The sequence below is a fragment of the Indolivaga alginatilytica genome (assembly GCF_003201355.1).
GTDB classification, from domain to species: Bacteria; Bacteroidota; Bacteroidia; order Bacteroidales; family Dysgonomonadaceae; genus Dysgonomonas_A; species Dysgonomonas_A alginatilytica.
In genome coordinates this window covers 1-23,397 of record NZ_QICL01000010.1, presented here as the reverse complement: position 1 = coordinate 23,397, position 23,397 = coordinate 1, and the positions used below count along the sequence as shown (strand labels likewise).

Annotated in this window: 16 protein-coding genes; 9 read left to right on the top strand and 7 right to left on the bottom strand. The window is 34.3% G+C overall.

Features of this window, described 5'->3' with window-relative positions; translation table 11 throughout:
* The first annotated feature begins 30 nt into the window (after nt 1-30).
* Complete coding sequence (gene purL / locus CLV62_RS09235; protein WP_110310499.1) at nt 31-3,717, top strand: phosphoribosylformylglycinamidine synthase; 3,687 nt, start codon at nt 31-33, stop codon at nt 3,715-3,717.
* Nucleotides 3,718-3,822: 105 nt separating this feature from the next.
* Here the strand turns inward: purL and CLV62_RS09230 are convergent, their stop codons facing one another.
* From CLV62_RS09230 to CLV62_RS09220, 3 genes are all read right to left on the bottom strand, one after another.
* The gene (locus CLV62_RS09230; protein ID WP_170120042.1) at nt 3,823-4,656 is read right to left on the bottom strand and encodes an energy transducer TonB; all 834 of its coding nucleotides are present in this window, start codon (nt 4,654-4,656) and stop codon (nt 3,823-3,825) included.
* A gap of 195 nt (nt 4,657-4,851) precedes the next feature.
* On the bottom strand, nt 4,852-5,880 hold the full coding sequence (locus CLV62_RS09225) for a 2-oxoacid:ferredoxin oxidoreductase subunit beta (protein WP_110310497.1): 1,029 nt from the start codon (nt 5,878-5,880) through the stop codon (nt 4,852-4,854).
* A gap of 103 nt (nt 5,881-5,983) precedes the next feature.
* Nucleotides 5,984-7,828: a 2-oxoacid:acceptor oxidoreductase subunit alpha gene (locus CLV62_RS09220; RefSeq protein ID WP_110310496.1), complete on the bottom strand. Its 1,845-nt coding sequence runs from the start codon at nt 7,826-7,828 to the stop codon at nt 5,984-5,986.
* Nucleotides 7,829-8,074: 246 nt separating this feature from the next.
* Here CLV62_RS09220 and CLV62_RS09215 point away from each other — a divergent pair, with 246 nt between their 5' ends.
* The 4 genes from CLV62_RS09215 to CLV62_RS09200 all read left to right on the top strand — a co-directional run bounded on the left by CLV62_RS09215 (nt 8,075) and on the right by CLV62_RS09200 (nt 12,453).
* The gene (locus CLV62_RS09215) at nt 8,075-9,841 is read left to right on the top strand and encodes a S41 family peptidase (RefSeq protein WP_110310495.1); all 1,767 of its coding nucleotides are present in this window, start codon (nt 8,075-8,077) and stop codon (nt 9,839-9,841) included.
* Nucleotides 9,842-9,998: 157 nt separating this feature from the next.
* Nucleotides 9,999-10,595: a DUF4290 domain-containing protein gene (locus CLV62_RS09210; RefSeq protein WP_110310494.1), complete on the top strand. Its 597-nt coding sequence runs from the start codon at nt 9,999-10,001 to the stop codon at nt 10,593-10,595.
* 3 nt (nt 10,596-10,598) lie between these two features.
* Nucleotides 10,599-11,126: a ribosome maturation factor RimM gene (rimM, locus tag CLV62_RS09205; RefSeq protein ID WP_110310493.1), complete on the top strand. Its 528-nt coding sequence runs from the start codon at nt 10,599-10,601 to the stop codon at nt 11,124-11,126.
* Nucleotides 11,127-11,622: 496 nt separating this feature from the next.
* A complete protein-coding gene (locus tag CLV62_RS09200) occupies nt 11,623-12,453 on the top strand; it encodes an energy transducer TonB (RefSeq protein WP_110310492.1) in 831 nt (276 codons plus the stop codon).
* 57 nt (nt 12,454-12,510) lie between these two features.
* Here the strand turns inward: CLV62_RS09200 and CLV62_RS09195 are convergent, their stop codons facing one another.
* The 3 genes from CLV62_RS09195 to CLV62_RS09185 all read right to left on the bottom strand — a co-directional run bounded on the left by CLV62_RS09195 (nt 12,511) and on the right by CLV62_RS09185 (nt 15,867).
* Nucleotides 12,511-12,909, bottom strand: a complete 399-nt coding sequence (locus tag CLV62_RS09195; protein WP_110310491.1) for an acyl-CoA thioesterase — start codon at nt 12,907-12,909, stop codon at nt 12,511-12,513.
* Nucleotides 12,910-13,007: 98 nt separating this feature from the next.
* Complete coding sequence (locus CLV62_RS09190) at nt 13,008-15,035, bottom strand: TonB-dependent receptor plug domain-containing protein (protein ID WP_110310490.1); 2,028 nt, start codon at nt 15,033-15,035, stop codon at nt 13,008-13,010.
* 229 nt (nt 15,036-15,264) lie between these two features.
* Nucleotides 15,265-15,867 (bottom strand): TetR/AcrR family transcriptional regulator, encoded by a 603-nt coding sequence (locus tag CLV62_RS09185; protein ID WP_245904064.1) that lies wholly within the window; start codon nt 15,865-15,867, stop codon nt 15,265-15,267.
* 228 nt (nt 15,868-16,095) lie between these two features.
* Between CLV62_RS09185 and CLV62_RS09180 the strand changes: the two genes are divergently transcribed.
* The 4 genes from CLV62_RS09180 (at nt 16,096) to CLV62_RS09165 (ending at nt 22,351) form a co-directional block, all read left to right on the top strand.
* Entirely contained in the window at nt 16,096-19,470 is a 3,375-nt protein-coding gene (locus CLV62_RS09180; protein WP_110310489.1) for an AAA domain-containing protein, read from the top strand.
* A gap of 586 nt (nt 19,471-20,056) precedes the next feature.
* Complete coding sequence (locus CLV62_RS09175) at nt 20,057-20,542, top strand: helix-turn-helix domain-containing protein (protein WP_110310488.1); 486 nt, start codon at nt 20,057-20,059, stop codon at nt 20,540-20,542.
* Nucleotides 20,543-20,672: 130 nt separating this feature from the next.
* Nucleotides 20,673-21,452 carry a dihydroorotate dehydrogenase electron transfer subunit gene (locus CLV62_RS09170; protein WP_110310487.1) on the top strand — a complete coding sequence of 260 codons (780 nt, stop codon included), beginning with the start codon at nt 20,673-20,675 and terminating at the stop codon, nt 21,450-21,452.
* The gene (locus CLV62_RS09165; RefSeq protein ID WP_110310486.1) at nt 21,440-22,351 is read left to right on the top strand and encodes a dihydroorotate dehydrogenase; all 912 of its coding nucleotides are present in this window, start codon (nt 21,440-21,442) and stop codon (nt 22,349-22,351) included. The genes CLV62_RS09170 and CLV62_RS09165 overlap by 13 nt, the downstream gene beginning before the upstream one ends.
* An 87-nt stretch (nt 22,352-22,438) precedes the next feature.
* Here CLV62_RS09165 and CLV62_RS09160 read toward each other — a convergent pair whose 3' ends face one another.
* A complete protein-coding gene (locus CLV62_RS09160; RefSeq protein ID WP_110310485.1) occupies nt 22,439-23,050 on the bottom strand; it encodes a SagB/ThcOx family dehydrogenase in 612 nt (203 codons plus the stop codon).
* Nucleotides 23,051-23,397 lie beyond the last annotated feature (347 nt).

Sequence of the window (23,397 nt, the reverse complement as noted above, 5' to 3'; positions counted from 1 at the left end):
TTAATAAAGTGATAATATAGCTTAATCAATATGGTATCTTTTTTCCTTAATTCTGCTAAAAACGTCATTGCAGTAGAAACATCTTCTCCAATCGAATCTTCTGATATCCAAAAGTTAAAATGGCTCTTCGATGAAGCTCAACTAGTTGAATCTTCAGAGCTTCAAGGACATTTCGTAGGCCCTCGTAAAGAGATGGTTACCCCTTGGAGTACCAATGCTGTTGAGATTACTCAAAATATGGCTATTACGGGTATTATTCGTATTGAAGAATTCTTTTCTGCTGAGCAAGATTCTAAATATGACCCGATGCTTCAACAAAGCTACAATGGGTTAGGACAAACTTTGTTTACAATTGATAAAAAACCCGATCCGATTCTAGAAATCGATGATATTGCAGCATATAATGCCAAAGAAGGTTTGGCTCTAAGTTCAGAAGAAATAGACTATCTAAATGGTTTAAGTGCTAAACTGAATAGAAAACTTACAGATAGCGAGGTCTTTGGTTTTTCACAAGTAAACTCAGAACATTGCCGTCATAAGATATTCAACGGAACATTTATTATTGATGGTGAGGAAAAAGAAAGTTCCCTTTTTCAACTGATAAAAAAGACATCAAAAGTCAATCTAAATAAACTAATCTCCGCTTATAAAGATAATGTTGCATTTAATGATGGACCCGAAATAGAACAGTTTGCTCCTGCAAGTGGGGATAAACCAGACTATTTTGAGACCAAACAAATTAAATCTGTTATCTCACTAAAAGCCGAAACTCATAATTTCCCTACCACAGTAGAACCATTTAATGGTGCTGCAACAGGTTCTGGAGGTGAAATACGCGACCGCCTTGCCGGAGGTAAAGGATCGTTACCTCTTGCAGGGACTGCCGTTTATATGACAGCTTATCCACGTACCAAAGAAGATAGAGTGTGGGAAGAAACTATGGCTGAAAGAGATTGGTTATATCAAACTCCCGAAGAAATTCTAATAAAGGCATCCAACGGAGCATCCACCTTTGGTAACCATTTTGGACAACCTCTGATTTGTGGCTCCGTTTTAACCCTCGAACATTTCGAGAATCAAAAGAAATTTGCATACGATAAAGTTATCATGTTAGCCGGAGGTGTTGGCTTTGGCAACAAACGCGATGCTATAAAAAATGAACCTGAACCAGGAGAGAGTGTTGTTGTACTAGGTGGTGATAATTATCGTATCGGAATGGGTGGTGGTGCTGTATCTTCTGTTGATACAGGTCAATATTCGAGTGGTATTGAATTGAACGCAGTTCAACGTGCTAACCCTGAGATGCAAAAACGTGTTTCGAATGTTATCCGTACATTATCAGAATCAGATAATAATCCTATTGTATCAATCCACGATCATGGTGCAGGAGGACACTTAAATTGTCTTTCGGAACTTGTAGAGCTAACCGGTGGTATTATAGATGTATCGAAACTTCCTGTCGGAGACCCAACTCTATCTTCTAAAGAAATTGTAGGTAACGAGAGTCAGGAAAGAATGGGTATGATAGTGCCTGCAGAAACAGCCGAAGCTATAAAAAGAATAGCAGAACGCGAACGCTCGCCAATGTATGTAGTTGGCAAAACTACAGATGACAAGAAGTTTGTTTTTGAACAAGCTGATGGTAAACGTCCTATAGATTTAAGTTTAGAAGACTTCTTCGGAAAAGCACCACGTACAATTATGCGTGATGAAACTATAGAAGAGTATTTCACTAATCCCGATTATAAATTATTAAGCTTGAAAGGACATTTATCGAATGTTCTTCAACTCGAAGCTGTTGCTTGTAAAGACTGGTTGACAAATAAAGTAGACCGTTCTGTTACAGGAAAAGTTGCACGTCAACAATGTCAGGGAGAAATACAACTTCCTTTGAGTGACCTTGGTGCTGTTGCACTCGATTACAGAGGTCGTTCGGGTATTGCAACATCTATCGGTCATGCTCCTCAAGTAGCAATGGTAGACTCCGAAGCAGGTTCTGTAATAGCTATCGCAGAAGCTCTGACAAATATAGTATTTGCACCTCTTGAAGATGGAATTCAAGGTATATCACTAAGTGCAAACTGGATGTGGCCTTGTAAAAACCCCGGAGAGGACGCTCGTTTATACCGAGCAGTAGAAGCTTGTTCTAACTTTGCTTGTGAATTAGGAATCAATATTCCAACAGGAAAAGATTCACTATCAATGACTCAAAAATACGGAGATGATAAAGTATATGCTCCTGGTACAGTAATTATATCTGCTGCTGCCGAAGTTAAGAATATACGCAAGATCGTATCTCCCGTATTAGCATATATCAAAGGAACTTATCTGTATTATATTGACTTCTCTTTTGATACTTTCAAATTGGGAGGATCTGCCCTTGCTCAAACAATGAGTAAATTGGGTGAAGAAGTGCCTACTGTAAAAGACTCAGAATACTTCAAGGATGCGTTTACTTGTATTCAGGAATTAATTGAAAGAGGTCTGGTTCTTGCCGGACATGATATTTCTGCCGGAGGTATGATTACTGCCATGTTAGAAATGTGTTTTGCAAATCCTCAAGGCGGATTAGAGGCTAGACTAGATAAATTGCATCATGCAGATCTTATCAAAGTATTATTCTCTGAAAATCCGGGAGTACTTATTCAGGTAAAACATCATCATTTAGTTGAAAAAATACTGGATGATTATGGTATTGGTTATGCAATAGTTGCCAGACCAACTGAAAATAGAAAACTAACTATTCAGAAAGACGAATTCTATGAAGAATTCGATATTGACGGGTTAAGAGATATCTGGTACGAATCATCTTATTTATTAGATAAGATCCAAAGTGGAGCAGATTTAGCCAAAGCACGTTATGAAAATTACAAGAACCAACCTGTAGAGTTTAAAATAAATAGTTCTTTCAATGGTAAATTTTCTCATTTGGGAATTACACCAACGAGAGAAGGAAAATCGGGAGTTAAAGCAGCTATTATCAGAGAGAAAGGAACTAATGGCGAACGTGAGATGGCTTATACTTTATATCTGGCTGGTTTTGATGTAAAAGACGTACACATGACCGACCTTGCATCAGGAAGAGAAACGTTAGAAGATATAAGCCTGATCGTTTTCTGTGGTGGATTTTCTAACTCCGACGTACTAGGTTCTGCAAAAGGGTGGGCTGGTAGCTTCATGTATAATGAAAAAGCTAAAATTGCTTTACGTAATTTTTATGCTCGTGAGGATACTTTAAGCTTAGGTGTTTGTAATGGTTGTCAATTGGTAATGGAGTTAGGATTAATTTATCCTGAACACGATGAAAAACCTAAGATGAATCATAATGCCTCACATAAGTTTGAATCTACATTTCTATCTGTTGATATACCTAAGAATAACTCGGTGATGTTTGGCTCACTATCAGGTAGCAAGCTTGGTGTTTGGGTAGCTCATGGTGAAGGACGTTTTACATTTCCTAAAGCAGAATCAGAATATAATATTGTTGCTAAATATGCATACGACGAATATCCGGGCAATCCTAACGGATCTGATTTTTCGACGGCTGCGGTTTGTTCTAAAGACGGTCGCCACTTAGCAATAATGCCACACCCTGAAAGAGGAATATTCCCATGGCAATGTGCCTATTATCCATTCGAAAATCGTAAGGATGATGTTACACCTTGGATGGAAGCATTTATCAATGCTAAAAACTGGGTAGAAAAACATAAATCTTAATAGATTTAAAACCTATTATTAAAAAAGACCAATACTTCCTAAAGTATTGGTCTTTTTTGTATTTTATATAAGCATTTAATTTACAAGTATTAAGAATATGCAACCTTATCTCTGCAATTTAAATAATACAGGTAAAGTAAAGTACACAGCCACAGGATGTCCATTTTGCATACCGGGAATCCATTTAGACATCATTTTTACAACTCTTACTGCTTCTTTATCACAAGAGGGATCAAGAGGTCGTATAACTTGTATATTAGATATGGTACCATCTTTACCAACTACAAATTTAAGAACCACACGCCCTTCAATATCATTTTCAGCAGCAATTGTAGGATATTTTATATTTGCACCTAAATATCTCATCAACTCACTCATTCCACCCGGAAATTGAGGCATTACTTCCACAATATCGTGAATTTGATTAGGTTCCTGTGGCGGTTGATTGGTTATTAGACGTTGCTCTCTCTGTAGCTCTCCAGGATCAATACCTACTGAATTACCTGTTTCTACTGTTACTGTAGTTATTAACGAGCTACTCTCATTTAATTCCTGCTGAGACAATAATTCTCTAGACTCATCTACCATATCATCAGCTGTTATTGCTGGAGGAGTAAATCGTTGTGAATCAATAATAGGAGGAGGGGGTGGGGTAGTCGATGGTTCTACGATAGGCTGTTCCTGCTCTTCGGTATCTTCATATTCACCTATAATATAAGGACCGACTAAACCGGCATCAACTACCTTTGGAGGATTAACCGCATTCAATAATGAAGGAAGCCCTGCAACGATTCCCACAAAAATGACAACAATAAAAAAAGCCAGAAGATGCCTTTTTGAAGAACTTTGGCGTAAAGCATACGCCCCATAGGTTTTGTTTTTACCGGTGAATACTATATCGCACCAGTCTGAAGAATTTAGTTGAATGTTACGTGCCATAATCATATAATTTAAATGGTTATTACTACATATTCATTCCCTCTTTGCCTAATAGATAGAAATATTTAACAAATTCCATAAGACAAAACAAAAAATTCAGAAATTATTGATAAAAACTTGACATAAAAAGAAACAGCCCGTTTACTATTTGCAAACGGGCTGTTTCTTTTATATATTATAGTACTTATGTGGGTTCTATTTAACTTCCCAAACTTCGCCACTCATCAGAAAATCATTTAGTGTGCGTACCTTTGTTTTAACCTGAACATCATCGATCATTTTCTTTACTTCCTGATCGTAACACAGCCCTTCGACATTGCGAATGACACCAATAGCTACAGGAAATCCGTTTTCAGGAGCCATTAGTCCTAATTTCAAATGCAATATATTATCTTGTGTTGTGGCATCATGTACTAATACATCCTCGATGGTGTAGCCATCTTGTCCGATAGTAACCACTTTCAGATTAAAGCCATCCCGCACCAGCCCTTTGTCCATATTAGCTCCGAAAATCATCTTTTCGCCCTGCTTTAATAAAATGGTGCGGTCATCTCTATAGGCTTTATCTACAATTTCTTTGTGTATATTATCATTAAATATAACACAATTCTGAAGTACTTCTACAACCGAGGTTCCTTTATGTTGCTCTGCCTGCACAAATGCATCTGTAGTATTTTTCAAATCAATATCAATACAACGTGCAAAAAAAGTTCCTCTTGCTCCCAAAGCAAGTTCTATCGGATGAAAAGGATCTTCCACGGTGCCATAAGGCGATGACTTTGAAACGAACCCTCTATCGGAAGTAGGAGAGTATTGCCCTTTAGTTAAACCATATATTTTATTATTTAGAAGTAAGATATTAATATCCACATTCCGTCTGATTGTATGTATAAAGTGGTTACCTCCGATTGCCAAACTATCGCCATCACCGGTCGTAAGCCACACCGACAATTCGGGTTTGGCAACCTTTACACCTGTTGCGACGGCAGCTCCACGTCCATGAATAGTATGAAAGCCATATGTATTCATATAATAAGGTAAACGGGAAGAACACCCAATACCCGAAATAGCAGCCAGATTATGCGGTTCTATTTGCAATATCACCATTGCCTTATGCAGACATGTTAATACGGCATGATCGCCGCATCCGGGACACCAACGAACGTACTGATCACTTTTATAACTTCTGGTGTCATGAACAATAGGATTAGTTATTGTATCCATATGTTTTATTTATTTTTTAAGGTCTAAGACCTATTTATTACTTATCCAAGTATAACAACTATTGATAGTTATTACTTTTAATGGTTATATCAGAATCTAACTGTTACTTTATTTCTTGTGTGAAAAAGTCAATTAAATCAGAAACAACAAAAGGCTGACCATTTACTTTGTTGTATTTAATCATAGGCAGATTATTGAATTTCTCGGATAAATATCCGGCAAATTGACCATTGTTTTGCTCTGCTACAATTATCTTATCATATTTCCTTAATACGCTTTCGGTATTTCTAGGTAAAGGACTTATAAAATTAAAGTGAGCCAAAGCAACTTTATTTTCTCCTTTGCTCATTTCTTCAACAGCTTCTCTTAAATGGCCATAAGTACCACCCCAACCAACAACTAAAGTCTTAGAATCAGTATCTCCTAATACTTCTAACTCAGGAATGAAATCTGCAATTCTATCTATTTTAGCTTGTCGGGTATCAACCATCTTTTGATGATTATCAGGGTCTGTAGAGATCGCTCCTGTAAAGTAATCCCTCTCCAAACCACCTATACGATGAGTATATCCCTCTGTACCTGCCGGAGCCCAATAACGTGCATAATTGTCTTCGTTTCGGGCAGCCACTGTCCATTCGTCTCCAGTATATAAGCTGATATCGTTTGGCTTGATGGAAGGATATTCTTCCATATTAGGTATTTTCCATGAAGAAGAACCATTTGCAATATAACTATCAGTCAATAAAATAACAGGAGTAATGTGCTCTAAGGCTATCTTTGAAGCCCAATATGCTGTATCAAAACAATTAGTAGGACTTGATCCTGCAATAACTACAATAGGGCTTTCTCCATTACGTCCGTATAATGCCTGACGCAAATCTGTTTGCTCTGTTTTGGTAGGTAATCCAGTTGAAGGTCCGCCACGTTGTACATCTACTATTACTAAGGGTAATTCTGCCATAACCGCTAAACCAATAGCTTCTCCTTTCAGGGCAAGTCCCGGTCCGGATGTTGAAGTAACAGCTAAGCTACCGGCAAAACTTGCTCCAATAGCTATACATATTCCGGCAATTTCATCTTCTGCCTGTACAACCTTTACGCCTAAGTCTTTTCTCTTTACTAACTCATGCAAAATATCTGTTGCAGGAGTTATAGGATACGATCCTAGAAATAATTGAAGATTAGCTTTTTCAGCAGCAGCGATCAAACCGAAAGCTGTCGCCGAATTACCGTTCACATCCATATAGTAACCTTTATCCATTTGCAGGGTATCTACTCTATATGAAGAAACAGACAGGCTAGTATTATGTCCATAATTATATCCATTCGCTAAAACCTGTAAATTAGCATCAGCCAAAACAGGTTTCTTCGAAAATTTGGTAGAAAGCATCTCATTTACAATATCAATCGGTCTGTTGAATAACCAACAAACGACACCCAGAGCAAACATATTTTTGCATCTGATCTTACTCTTCATATCCAGTTCAAAAGCAGCTAAGCTATCTTTTGTTAATGTTGTAATAGGAATAGCAACTATTTGTTGGGTAGTAAGCCCTAATTCAAGAAAAGGGTCTTCTGTTTTAAACAAAGCCTTTTCTAAATCTCTTTTCTGAAAAGAATCTGTATCAACAAGTATTATTGAATTTGTTTTTAATTGGTTTGCATTTACTTTCAATGCAGCAGGGTTCATAGCTACCAATACATCAGCTTTATCACCTGAGTTGTAGACTTGAGTCCCAATATGCATCTGAAAGCCAGAAACCCCACTTAATGTACCTTGAGGAGCTCGTATTTCTGCCGGAAAATCGGGAAATGTAGATATCTGGTTTCCCAAAATAGCAGATAAATTCGAAAATAAAGTACCCGATAATTGCATTCCGTCTCCCGAGTCTCCCGAAAAGCGTATTACAATATCTTGCACATCGTTAACTTGTATTTTTTCCAACATTGTCTTTTAGTTTTATATCTTTAGCAAAGGAATAAAAGAGTGCTCGAATAAGCAAGTAATAATAAGAAATTAAAAACTTTTATGCTCACTATTTTGTTTTTAAATACATAATAACAAAAAATAAATCCTCGTTTGTAAAAAAAGTTGTTACTTTGCCCGGGTTTGTTAAAATCACAGCCTTACAGGCTTAAACAAAAATTGAATATAAATCACTATTAAATAATAGATTAACACATATAAAAGTAGATGAAAAAAGGAGTTGGATTTCTTGTTTTTGCAACATTTCTCCTAAGTGGATCGTCAATGTATGCTCAAGACAAAGGCAATGCCGAAAAACGGTATTTTGAGATCAATAAAAATATCGAAGTTTTTAATTCGGTTATCAAAGAACTTGATATGTTTTATGTAGATACATTGGATGTAGAAAAAACTATAGAATCGGGTATTGTGAATATGTTGGCCGGTTTAGATCCATACACTAACTATATGACTGAAGAAGAAGTTAGTGAGTTTACAATATTGACTACCGGAGAATATGCAGGAGTAGGAGCTATAATTTCATCTCGAAATTTAGACGGACGTGATATTGTTTACATAGTAGAACCATACGAAAATATGCCTGCCGCTAAAAGTGGACTAAAAGCAGGTGACATTATACTCTCTATTAATGGAGAAGACATGACTTCTGCCGAAAAAGTTGCAGGAGAACCTTATGGCAAAACCCTTTCGAATAAAGTGACCAGCAGACTTAAAGGACAAGCCGGTACTGAAATTACTGTTAAAGTGGAACGTCCGGGAGTAAAGAAACCTATTGAGATGAAAATTGTACGTCAAAATGTACAGATTTCTTCTGTTCCATATTATGGATTACTTCAAGACAATGTTGGATATATCGTTCTCACCGGATTTACAGACAAGTGTGCTCAAGAAATAAAAAATGCCTTTCTGGATCTAAAGAAACAAGGTATGACTTCTTTGATCCTAGACCTTAGAGGAAATGGTGGAGGTATTATGGAAGAAGCTATACAATTAGTAAACTTCTTTGTACCAAAAGGACATGTTGTTCTGAGTACTAAAGGAAAAATGAAACAATGGGATAGAATCCACCGTACAACACTAGATCCTATTGATGCCGATATTCCTTTGGTTGTTTTAGTAGATAAAGGTTCGGCTTCAGCTTCTGAGATCGTATCAGGAGCGTTGCAAGATCTGGATAGGGCTGTAATTATGGGACAACGCACCTATGGTAAAGGTTTGGTACAAGCTCCAAGAGATTTGCCTTATGGAGGAAGTCTTAAAGTAACTACCTCTAAATACTATATACCAAGTGGTCGTTGTATTCAGGCAATAGATTATAAACACCACAATGAAGACGGAAGTGTAGGTCGTATACCTGATAGTTTAACAACAGTGTTCAAAACATCCATCGGACGTGAAGTTCGAGATGGTGGGGGAGTAACACCTGATATTAAACTGGAAGAGATAAAAATACCTAGTATTACATATTATCTTCTAAACCAATACATCGTAAATGACTGGGTTACCGACTGGGTTATCAAAAATCCTAAAATTGGTCCTTTGGATAAATTTAGTATTACTGACGAAGATTACGAAAGCTTCAAGACTTTTGTGAAATCTAAAAAAGATTTTAAATACGACGGACTTAGCGAAAAAAGATTAAAGACCTTGAAAGATGTGATGGACTTTGAAGGCTATTCAAAAACAGCTGATGAAGAATACAAAGCTTTAGAAGCAAAACTTGTTCCCAATCTTGATAGAGATTTAGATAACTTTAAAGATGATATAAAAAAGCTTCTGAATATGGAGATTGCCAAACGCAATTATTTCCAAAGAGGAGAACGTATTGAGTCTTTAAAAACAGATAAAGATGTGAAGCAAGCTATTGAATTATTGAACAATCCCGAGCAATATAAAGAAATATTTACTCCGGGTCGTAAAATTATAGATCTGGCCAGCAAAACAGGTTCGGAGGAAGAAGCCGAAAATCTATAATTCGATATAACGTTTTAAGACAAAAACCTATAAAAAAGTATCCCATCTTATCGGTGGGATACTTTTTTTATTATCTTTGCAAGACTTAAGAACTACTTCTTTAGAAGAACTTTCGTTTATACTTTTCTTATTCTCACTTATATAGATTATTTTATACATGGATTATAACACGCAATTAAAAAAGCTTGCTCTTCCTGAATATGGAAGAAATATCCAAAACATGGTCGATTTTTGTCTGACTATCGATGATCGTGCGGAACGCAAAAGATGCGCTAATACGATTATCAATATTATGGGGAACATGTTTCCACATCTACGTGATGTGAACGACTTCAAACATATACTTTGGGATCATCTGGCTATCATGTCTAACTTCGAACTTGACATCGATTATCCTTATGAAATCATAAAGAAAGAAGACTTATTCTCTAAACCCGGAAAAGTTGAGTATAGCCGCCCTACCATGTTTTTTAAACACTATGGTAAGACGCTCGAAAAACTGATAGCACTAGCTGCAGAATATCCGGAAGGAAAAGAAAAAGAGCAATTGGTATGGTTAGTTCTTAACCATATGAAGAAAACATATATCCAATGGAACAAAGAAGTAGATGATGCTAAATTATTTCAAGATTTGTATGATTTATCTGATAGAAAAATAGATAAACGTAACTCTGATATGAAGTTAGCAGACATGAAAGATCTTAATCAAAGGAAGCAACAGCGTAATAACAGCCCACAGCAAAAGAAGAAATAATATATGATTCGTGAAGACGAAGTTCTCAAAATAGGGAAATTTATTAAACCTCATGGTATCAAAGGCGAAATTACTTTCGCCTTTGATAATGATATATTCGATAGAGTTGATTGTCCTTATTTAATCTGCTCTGTTGACAATATTTTAGTACCTTTTTTCGTTAAATCACGCAGATTTAAAGGTAGCGATACAGCATTGATTCTTTTTGAAGACATAAATTCTGAAATTGAAGCAAAACATTTCAACGGATTGAGTGTATATTTCCCACGTAAATATTTTGATGAAAATGAGGAGGTAGAATTCACCCTCAATTACTTCATAGACTTCATTGTTATTGATAAAGAACTTGGCGAAATCGGTACTATTTCCGATGTAGACGAGTCTACTATAAACACCTTATTTTTACTGAAAAAGAAAGGAAATGGGGATGACATTATTATCCCTGCATCTGACGACTTCATTACAGATATAGATTCCGAAAAGAAAATATTATATGTAGACCTACCTGCTGGTCTGATTGATATAGAATAATAAAATTTACTATTTTCGTATAGACACAAAAAAAAGAGGATAGCTTAACTTCCTCTTACCAAACCACAAAACTAATCTAAACAAAAATCTCTCAATCCTAATGATTGACGAGATTTTAAAATATTACTAATAACCTAAACACTTAAACCTTAAACCTAATTTATTGGATGAGTCCAATAATAACCAATTTTCAATCTTCTTACCTAGCTTTACACTAATTCCTTAACTCTATACGACAAAGATATATGATATATTTTCATCCTCCAAATATTTAATGCTATAAAACATGTTTTTTTAATTGTTTTTCTCAATGTTAACATAAACCATATCTATTTCCAAAATAAAAATTAAACATAACCAACTAATAACAAGATAGATAATAACAAATCAATTAAATACACTAAAATATTTATTAAGATATTTATGGAATAACTCATACCAGTTCTATCTATTAGGAAAAGAGACACTAATTACAAACACTCTAAAACCTAAAGTTATGGCACGCAATATCCAACTGAATTCTTCTGACTGGTGTGATATAGTTTTCGCCGGCAAAAACAAATCCTATGGAGCGTATACCTTACGTCAAGGCTCTTCAAAAAGGCACATTTTGGCTTTCGGTGTTATGGTGCTTTTTGTTGGAGCAGTAGCTGCATTACCATCATTTTTGGAAGCAGTTAAAGCCAACAGCTCTATTGTAAAAGGTATAGATGATGAATTTATACTGTCTACAATAGCAAAGGTAGAGGAGCAAATACCCGAAGAAAAGCTAATTCTTCAAGAAATAGCCCCACCCAAACCAATTCTAAAATCGACAATTGCATTTACACCTCCGGCAATAGTATCTGTTGTTGACCCTGAGAAAGAAATGAAAGCTATAGGAACACTTTTAGACAGTCCAGCTCCAATATCTAAAGCAACTATTGAAGGCAGCAATGCCCCCGGAGCAGTAGACATCGCAGATGTAAAAGAGCATACAGCAATTATTGAAGGACCTGTAAAACAAGATAAACCATTTTTGAGTGTAGAGCAAATGCCTCAGTTTCCAGGTGGTGATGCAGAGCTTATGAGATTTATTGGTAGTAATCTTAAATACCCTACTATTTCTGTAGAAAATGGAATTGAAGGGCGTGTAATTATACGATTCGTGATAGGTAAAGATGGGAGAGTATCAGACGTTGAAATAGTAAGAACCCTTGATCCGGCTTGTGACAAAGAAGCTATGCGAGTTGTAAAAATGATGCCCAAATGGGTTGCAGGAATGCAAAATGGACGAAATGTTTCTGTATACTATACACTTCCTGTACTATTTAAACTGCAAAGATAACCTTCTTTATATAAAGAAAAAAGAGAGACAAATTTTAGAATTTGCCTCTCTTTCATATTATAGATATTTTTCTAATATTTTATCGAAAAGATCTGGTCTACCTATCTTCCCATTCACTAAACAAACAACCTCTACTCGAGCCTCTGAGCATAAAACATTATCCGAAACTCGTATTATTTGCTGATTAAAATAATATCTGATCCCTTTCTTTTCAAGATTGATAGTACAAATAAATTCATCAGAACCAACAAGTGAGTTTCTATATTTAATAGTTATACTCGAAACAATAGGGTCTATTCCCTGATTATGAACTTCCATGAAGCTTACTCCACAAGATTCAAGAAACTCGTGTCGTGTTACTTCATAATAATGTTGATAATTTGCATTGTTAACAATACCTTGAGCATCCAACTCATAATCGCGAACTTTCATCTTATACTGAAAAACAGGCTCCATCTTTAATGTATTTTTTATACAAAAGTATCTTTAAAAAGTTAGAAAGTCAAAAAATCAGACTTAATGTCCTATTTTACATAATAAAAAGGTCCGAGACCTTACTTTAAAGTATAAGAAATTCCCGCCATCAGCCAAAAACCGGCTTGTGGAATATTTCCCAGATCAAAGTATTTTCGATCAAATATATTATTAGCAGTTGCAGTAGCTACAAAATCTTTTAATTTCCAGTTGATCTGTAGATCTAAAGTAGCGAAAGAAGGGTAGGGTTCTTGCCTTGTAGGTTTTAGGTTCTCATATTTGAGATATGTACCCATACGCTTTTGCCAACGAAAATTCCAGTTTGCACTAATCCCTTGATAAATTGGATGATTTACCTGAGCTGTAAACTTGTCTCTCAAATAATTAAGAGTAAAATTGGAGATTAATTCTCCCGAACTTTTATCTTGGTGTAAACGAGAATATCCCAATTGTAATGTAGTGGATGGATCGATAGATGGAAATAACTCTTTAAAAAAGAAAGTAGCTCCCATATCTAATCCCTTTTTATCTATTTGTGTTATATTCCGAGATTCCCATTTATCGTCAGGATTCTCTTTTATCCAGTCTATCATATTCTTACCTTTCATTAGATAGCTCGTAATATGTGCTTTTACAAAAGGTGTATTGTATTTAAAACCCAGATCTATCGATTCCGAATCTTCTGGCTTTAAATCACTATTACCAATATGAGTAACAGTAGTATAGTACAAATCGGTGAATGTAGGCATCCGAGTAGCTTTATTCCATGAAGCATACACTTTGAAATTATCTGATATCCTAAAACTACTATTTATTGCAGGATAAAACATGTAATCCTTCTTTAAATAAGTATTGTAATTAGCCAATATACCAACAGAAAGAGTAAACCTATCTAAAAGTAAATTATGCTCCAAAGCATAGCTTATATTAGTTCTATTATCTGAGTGCGTAAATTTCCCGCTAGGTTCATCCATCTTTTTACCTAACACCGTACTCATAATACCTTCATTTCTAAATTCTGCACCAAAACTGGTTATGCCCAATTGCGATGTATATTGCAGATTAAGATTAGAACCATATACATCGGTCTTGTGATAGTTATAAGGAACTTTAGATTCATCGCCTTTTATCAACTGAAAACAGTCGTTGTGTCTGTTCCAATATACCTGAGGTATAAACTTTAATTTACCACCCATTTCACCTTTTACGGAAGCCAGATAAGAATTGATTTCTTCATACTGATTAGGGTAGGCGGCTGAATAAAACGTATTAGCGCCATATTTTTTATCATTAAAGCCTAATTGCACATCGATCTTCGATTTTTCAATATTCAATCTCGTCTGAGAGAGCAAATTAAATATATCATAATCACTATTATTTATATAACCTGAAGAAGTCATATATCCGGCTGATAATTGTGTAGTCACAATATCATTCTTAAGAACACCTCTGGCTTCGGTGTTCAATAAATTATGAGATCCTGCTTCAACTCTAGCATACGCTTTGTGACCAGGATCTTTTCTTGTTATGATATTGATACCACCCGAAAAAGCACTTGCACCATAAATGAGAGATGATGGCCCGTAGACGATTTCAATACGTTCAATGTCGGATAAGTTGATAGGGATATCGAAACTGTAATGACCTGTTTGTGGATTGGAGAGGTTCACTCCATTTAGTAGAATTGCTGTTTGATCGAAAGATCCTCCTCGGATCGAAACGTCGGCTTGGACTCCATGCCCTCCGCGCTGTTGCACATCTATGCCTGATACATAGTTTAATAAATCCTGAATACTCTGGATAGGAGCCTGCTCAATCTCTTTACGAGTTATTACCGTTACTTGCTTTGCTGCCTGATTAACAGAAAGCTCTATTCGAGAAGCAGTAACGGTGACTTCATCGAGTTCCTTCTCTGTAATCTTTTCCGACTCACGAGAGTTAAGACTCGATTGAGCTGATGTTTCTGTTGCATGGGCAAAAGTTAGCACACACCCTGCTACAACACCAATGTTTACGACTTTACGCATACTGTTAAATGCGCTGTAAGCCTTATGAGAAAATCGCTTAAAGCGAAAAGCTCGTGGCTTACCAAATTGTTTCTGATTCATAATTTTGATTATTATTAATAAAATTAATTCATCGCAAAACTAAGTAATTCTGATTTAGAAAACTAAAAAAAACGATTATATAGACTATAAAAATTATCAGACAAACCATAAACAACTACAAATTAACAATGTAGTTGTTTGTTAAAATTAAACACCGAATTATTTAATAAGCAAAAGTAGAGTAGGGTATTCCACCTTTTATTTCAAAGATAATATTCTGTATTTCTTATTAATCATACCATTTATCAACCAACAAATCGATACCTGATGCTAACTGATTCCAGCCCTTATCGCTCTGTAAATCTATACCATTATACATAGAACAATTATCACTAAGCAGAACCAAATAACTAATCGCCGCACTCAATAACGTAGCTATTGCAGCAACTTCTTCCTGAGGATGTTTTGCCAGTTGACTAATTATAGTAATAAGAGTGATTCCCTTAGCTTCCCGTTTAAGCCTCAATTTTTCAATGACACCATTATGGCTTGTCAATTCCCATCGATATAGCTCTTGCTCTAATTTACTACTTCTCAATTGAATAATTTGATCCCGAAACATCTTTTTTATAAACTCTTTGAGACTTTCATCTTTAGGAAAATCTACAGAGAAACTCACCCAAAAGTCATTCTGAGAGAGATATTCCACAATTATATTATCTATCGAACCAAAATATCGATATATCAAAACCTTTGAAACACCTGCTTTTGAAGCAATTGCATTTACACCAACCTTATCAAAACCATGCTTTATTATTATATCCCCTACAGCCTCTAATAATCTTTTCTCTGTAGATTCTCTATCTTTTTCATTATTAATATTTTCCATCATAAATTTCCATGTGTTACTTATTGGTTACAAAGATATGTAACCAATAAGTAACAATCAAGCTTGAAAGCAAATAAATAAGGATGATACTAATCATATTTAATACAATATGCTCACGTCATCTCTTTTCGTTATATTTGCTTCCTTTAAATTATTAAAGAACTACAATAGAAAAAGTTTCTGCAAAAGGTTAATTGAATAATAAGCCAAGGAGAACATATATAAATTTAGATGCACTTGTTAGAGGAGAATAAAGAAAAAAAATATCAAGAGATTATAACTGAAATTGAAAAGAATAACAATTCAGAAATTTCTCTTAGAGAAAAATACATCCAGATAAAACGAATATTAGAAAGAAGCTGCAAAGAGATCACCACTAAAGAGGCTTTGCAGTTTCCTTCTTTATTTGCACGCCTGGTTTATATTTCTCAGATATACAAACTACCACAATCTCTTGAGTGGGAATTACAAAACATACGCGTAAAAAGCTCATTTCTACTACGAAACGAACAAAATATTATTTCACAAATTCAATACAATAGCTCTTATGAGAGTATAAATAATTTTATATCAATAATTTATGCTAGTCAAAATACATATAGAGATGAAAATCCCCAACTATTAAACAAAAATGAAAAAACTCCAAATCTGGATTACATCCGAATACAAGTAATTGAAATAGATAGGGATAATGAGGTAATTACAGGTGTGAGTGATTCCATTTCACATTCTACGATTTGTATAAAATACAACGTCAAAAATATAAATGATGCTTTCAATCAAACCATTGAACGGTTGTGGATAGGAGCACAGCTCAATTTATTGGAATGTAAGATTGACAAAAACGAAAACTACATTCCTAAGTTTATAGTTTTAGAGCCCGATTATCTGATTGATGCATCCGCATTGGCAGAATGTTTTCAGAATTACGGAAGATCCCATTTACATTATTTCCGTCGCAAGTTTGAACAAACAGCTAATTCTCAACATATACTTCTTGGAAATTTAGCAAACTTTTTTCTGGATGAACTTATTTTTTCCGACACACCTGAACTACTCGAATTCAATGATGTATTCCTTAAAGCTTTCAAAGACAAACCTTTCGAATTTACAAGTTGTAATGATATAAAACAAACCACAGATTTTAGAGCTTTTATGGTAAAAGCCCGAACTCAATTTGCTAATATACAGCGGGTAATAACCCATGACTTTCCTTTAAACAATATAGATACTCATCAATGTACTTTAGAGCCTTCTTTTTTTAGTGAAAAATTTGGATTTCAAGGACGATTAGACCTACTTCAACTATCTCCTGATGAAAACAATAATAGTAAAATAATAGAATTAAAGTCAGGAGGTTTGCCTTATCCCAAAGAGGATAGCGGTAAAATAGCGATAAACCATGAAGTGCAAACAGCAATCTATCGACTAATAATTCAAAGTGTTTTCGGATACGATGAAAAGAAAATTACCTCTGCCATACTGTATTCAGCAGCCGAAAATAGCGGAGAAAATCTCCGACTGGCAGCTGTCTATAAGACTTTAGAGAAAGATATTATTAATATAAGGAATCTAATTGTTACTACTGAACACGATTTATATTTGGGTAATTCACAAACTGTAGAAAAATTATTTTCTGATATATGCAATTTGGAGAACTACGGGAGGACTCCTAATTTTTTCATTAATCGAATAGCTGATTTTCACAAAACGATTTCAAATATTACTGAAATTGAAAAACAATATTTCTTTAGATATATAATATTTCTGGCTAGAGAATTATATATTCAAAAAGTAGGAGATGACTATTTCGAATCTAGCCGATCTACTGCTAGTCTTTGGAATACAGAATTTAGTGATAGATTAGAATCTTTCGATTTAATATCAGATCTCAAAATCAAAGAGATTGATGATACCGAGCGGGATATGAAGATTCTCTTTGAAAGAAACACCTCTTCAGATTTTATAAATTTCAGAGAAGGTGAAATCTGTATACTATACCCACACGAAGAAATAACAGATTCTGTACTTACCAACCAAATATTAAAAGGGACAATAGCCGAAATTTCCCCTACACATATCGTTCTGAGATTTCGATATAAACAAAAAAATAAAATATTCTTCGAAAAATACTCTTCCTGGGCTATTGAGCATGACAAATTAGATCATGCTTATACCAATATGTACAAAAGTTTATATACATTTTTATCTTCTCCTGCGGATAAACGAGAAACATTATTAGGCCTCAAAGAACCTCAATCATTATACAGTCAAACATCAGATAAACAATATACTAAAGAGCATAAGCAGGATGTAATAATCAATAAAGCAATCAAATCTAAAGATTATTTCTTAATTGTAGGACCTCCCGGAACAGGTAAAACATCCATATTTGCTCGTCGACTAATTGAGCATTATTACAACAATACACAAGATAATATTCTCATAATTGCATACACAAATAGAGCTGTAGATGAATTATGTGAATCTATAAATCAAGCATTTAGCTGTAATAACAAGGAATGTGACGCATATATCCGGATAGGCACAGAATTATCTTGTGACCATCATTATAGACACAGATTGTTACAAAATATAGCTGACAAGGCAAAAAGTAGGGAAGAACTTCGAGAAACATTAGCTAAGCATCGAATCTTTATAGGTACATTAGCATCTATTGTTGGTAAGCCTGAGATATTTGATATTAAGAAATTTAATTTATCAATAATAGATGAAGCATCTCAAATACTTGAACCACAGATAATAGGTATTCTTCCTAAGGTTGACAAATTTATTATGATAGGAGATCACAAGCAATTATCAACTATCACATTACAGAGCAAAGACAAAGCAAGATCTAATAATGAATTATTAAACATAATAAAGTTATATGATTGCGGAGAATCACTATTTGAACGTCTATATAGAGTCTGTCAATCGAATAAATGGGAGCAAGCTTATGATACTCTAGTTTATCAAGGACGAATGCACCAGACATTAGCGGAGTTCCCTAATAAGCTATTTTATGATAATATACTTTTGCCTGCTAATGAATGGCAAAAAGAACAACTATCTTTAGAAATAACTGATTATCAGAATATTTATGAAAAAATAGTTAGTAAAAAACGTTTAGAATTCATTAATTACAATGATAATTCTAATACCGTTAGTGATAAGGTTAATTATAAAGAAGCTGAAATCGTAGCTGAATTATCAAAGACTATACTCAAAACCTACAAGGCAAATAATCAGTATTTTGATCCACTTAAAACCTTAGGTATTATAACACCTTATAGAAATCAGATTGCCTTGATTAAGCACAAATTACACGAAACCGGAATTCCGGAGCTTCAGAATATAATGATAGATACTGTTGAGCGCTTTCAAGGTAGTCAACGCGAAATTATAATTTTATCATTCTGTATTAATAAACCATATCAATTAGATTTTTTCTGTAATTTGAATAATGATGAAACAGTTGATAGAAAGCTAAATGTTGCAATCACCCGTGCCAGACAGCAACTTTTCCTTATTGGCAATGAATATATATTAGTTCAAAATCCTATTTACAAAAAACTAATAGAATATATTAAATCACTACAATAATAATCTTCTCTTTATTTTCAATATATAAATAGTATTTGCATCTAATGTAGATACTATTTTTTTTCACAATATAATATATCAGTATACATATGTATGTTTTAGAATTAAAATAACATCTGTATACAAATAATATATCAACACATTTGTATATTATATTTGTTTTATATATAAATATGATTCATAAATTTACAAGATACATCTGTTAAACATCTGTATATTTTACTTATGTAAATGACTAATAAATATAAATATTATTAATATATGTAACTATATATAAGTAGTTTAACTTATATATTATAAACTAAAGATTTAATAAAAGCCAGCCATTCATGCATTAATGACGGGATACAGAAAATTACATATATTTTATATAACTTATTAATATAATAACTAATATTTTATATGTATAATATAAATATACACTTTATCACAATTTAATTATGTATACAATTATATATGATTACTGATATACAATTGAATACCGTAAACGTATACAAATATACATTATAACTATTTAGATTTGTGAAATATTTGTTATACATTTGTATTGTCACATATGTTTACATTTTATAGATAAAAATGAGGTATGAAAGAGCGCATAAAAAAGATAATGGACTCTGAAAATATGACTCCTGCCAGATTTGCCGATAGTTTGCAAATAGGCAGAGCTGTTATTTCTCATATTCTAAACGGAAGGAACAACCCTAGTTTAGATGTGATAACACGCATCCTGACTCAAATGCCAGACATAGACTCTCAATGGTTATTGACGGGTACAGGTACTATGTATAAAAGCGAAATAAGCAATCATAGTACAGACACAAAAAATCAAAGCAGCTTTCCAGATTTATTTTCTCAACTATCTCAAGAGAATGACAATCCAATATATTCGACCAAAGAGACAGAAGATAATAAATATCGTAAAGAGAATATAGTTGATCTACATCAATCAGAGGCACAAGAAACTATAAAAGAAAGAGTTATATACAAAGAAGCGCCATCTAAGAAAGTTAAACAAATAATAATTTATTATACGGATAATACTTTTGAGGCTTTTACTCCCGGTCAGTGACAATTTTCTTAAACCGTTTATTCTGAAAAAGCATAAGTTTTGATTAACTTTGTATGATAAACTATCTATATAAGCTTATTATACTAACCAAAGCAATAAAAAGGTCTATGACCTTAGAAAATTTGTGCAAATGAAAAAAATGCTTGATTTGATTATCGTCGACAATGATCAGCTAAATCAAAATTACATCCTCTTAAAACTATCAACTACTGATGGCACTATACTCCCCGATATGTATCCGGGACAATTTGTCGAGGTTCATGTAGCTGATTCTCCTACCACTTTCCTTAGACGGCCTATATCTGTAAATTATATAGATAAATCTAAAAACGAACTTTGGCTATTAATCCAAAAAATTGGAGATGGTACCAGACGTATGGCTGAATATAAAAAAGGAGATATTGTAAATCTTTTACTGCCATTAGGTAATTCATTTACCACTCCTGAACATACCGATAGTGAAGTTTTACTTATTGGTGGCGGCGTAGGTACTGCCCCTATGTTATATCTGGGTGCTGAATTAAAAGAGAAAGGCTTCAAGCCTAACTTTTTATTAGGAGCACGCTCTTCTGCGGATCTTCTTCAACTAGATGAATTCGCAAAATATGGAGAAGTATATACTACTACCGAGGATGGCAGCCATGGAGAGCAAGGATATGTAACCAATCATTCGGTTTTAGAGGAAAAGAATTTTTCCCACATATTTACTTGTGGCCCTAAACCCATGATGATGGCTGTAGCAAACTATGCTCATAAAAAGCAAATAAATTGTGAGGTTTCATTAGAGAATACAATGGCTTGTGGCTTTGGTGTATGCCTCTGCTGTATAGAAAATACAAAACGAGGTAATATATGTGTGTGTACAGAAGGACCGGTATTTAATATTAAAGAACTGAAATGGATAAATTAAAAATAAATATAGGTAACCTCAGTTTAAAAAATCCCGTGATGACTGCTTCGGGAACTTTTGGCTATGGCAAAGAATATGTAGATTTTATCGATCTATCTCAACTGGGCGGAATTTGTGTAAAAGGAACTACTTTGCACGATCGTCAAGGCAATGATTATCCTCGCATGGCAGAAACTCCTGCGGGAATGCTTAATGCTGTAGGACTACAAAATAAAGGTGTTGATTACTTTGTATCAGATATATATCCTGAAATTAAAGACTTTGATACTCATATCATTGTAAATGTATCAGGTTCAACAATAGAAGACTATGCAGAATGTGCTTCAAGGCTTAACCATTTAGATAAAGTTCCCGGAATAGAATTAAATATCTCGTGCCCCAATGTAAAAGAAGGTGGTATGGCATTCGGAACATCTGCTTGTTCGGCAGCAGATGTAGTAAGGGCTGTTAGAAAGGTATATGATAAAACACTGATAGTTAAGTTATCACCAAATGTAACAGATATTACCGAGATAGCCCGTGCAGCAGAATCAGAAGGAGCCGACGCTGTTTCTCTGATTAATACTCTCCTAGGCATGGCTATTGATATTAATAAGCAAAAACCAATCTTGTCGACAGTCACAGGGGGCTTATCAGGACCTTGTGTGAAGCCAATAGCACTACGGATGGTTTGGCAGACATATAATGCCGTAAAAATCCCCGTGATAGGCATGGGAGGTATATCATCGTGGCAGGACGCTATCGAATTTATACTTGCCGGATCATCTGCCATCCAAATTGGTACATATAACTTTATTGACCCAACTATATCAATTAAAGTTTTAGAAGGCATAAAAAACTATATGGATCAATACAATATCGCAGATATTAAAGATCTGGTAGGACAATTGAAAGTATAAACATTTGTAAATAAGTAATTTACGATATAATAAAGAAAGGGTTGCAAATTTGCAACCCTTTCTTTATTATATACATTTATATATCAATCACTTAACATAGCCAACAGCTTGTACCAGAGTAACTTCTTGTTTATCAGTCAACTTTAAAGCCGGAGGAAGTTTTGTTCTGCTAAATGAACCTCTGGCAACTGTTCCCAGATTACCCTCTGAAGCGCAAAATAGATATACATTCTGAGAGATGTAACCTGTATCAATAAATGCAGCTTCTCTATTAGATGCTTTATCTAAATTGGCCACAAATACTAAATTTATAGCAGCATCATTCACATAAGCCTGTGAACCAAGACCATCTCTAAAATCGCCTTTAACATGCAATTTCAATTTGTTTTCTTTAGCATCATAAAAATACACCCCATCCTTAAACATTACATACACATCAATCTCCTGACGGTTTTGTGACGAAGGAACTGTTCTTTTATCAGGACGGTTAAATCCGTATGTAGCCCAAAGTAAATTGGATAATGTTTGATTATCAAATTCCTTTCCTGTAAAATCTTTCAAAGACTGTCTTTCGTTTAGTGCCTCCAACAAAGGCTTTCCACCGGTTTTTGTAGGTGCCGGTAATTCTATGGTTTCTTGTTGAGCATAAGCAAATAAAGCGGATGCAAATAAGCAAACGGCAATGAGTAATTGTTTCATGTTAATTCTGTTTTATAAATTATATATACAAAAATATGCTTTTATTAATAAGAATATTTCTTTTTGCTATTTTTTCGTAGGCATTTTTTATATAATTAAGGTCTCTGACATTTTTATTGCTAAGGTGACACTAGTGACAAAAGTTTCAAAAGGTAATCAATAAAGTTACAAAGGTGACTATTGAGTGTTACTTTTCTCGTTTCCATAAAACCCTACAATTCAACAATTAAAGACTAAAAAGGTGACAAAAGTCTAAGTACATGACAAAAATTTTATAGGATTTGTATTTATCTGACAATAAGGGTTTAACAACCATTGTGCTATATTGTCTAGTCCATACTTAAAGA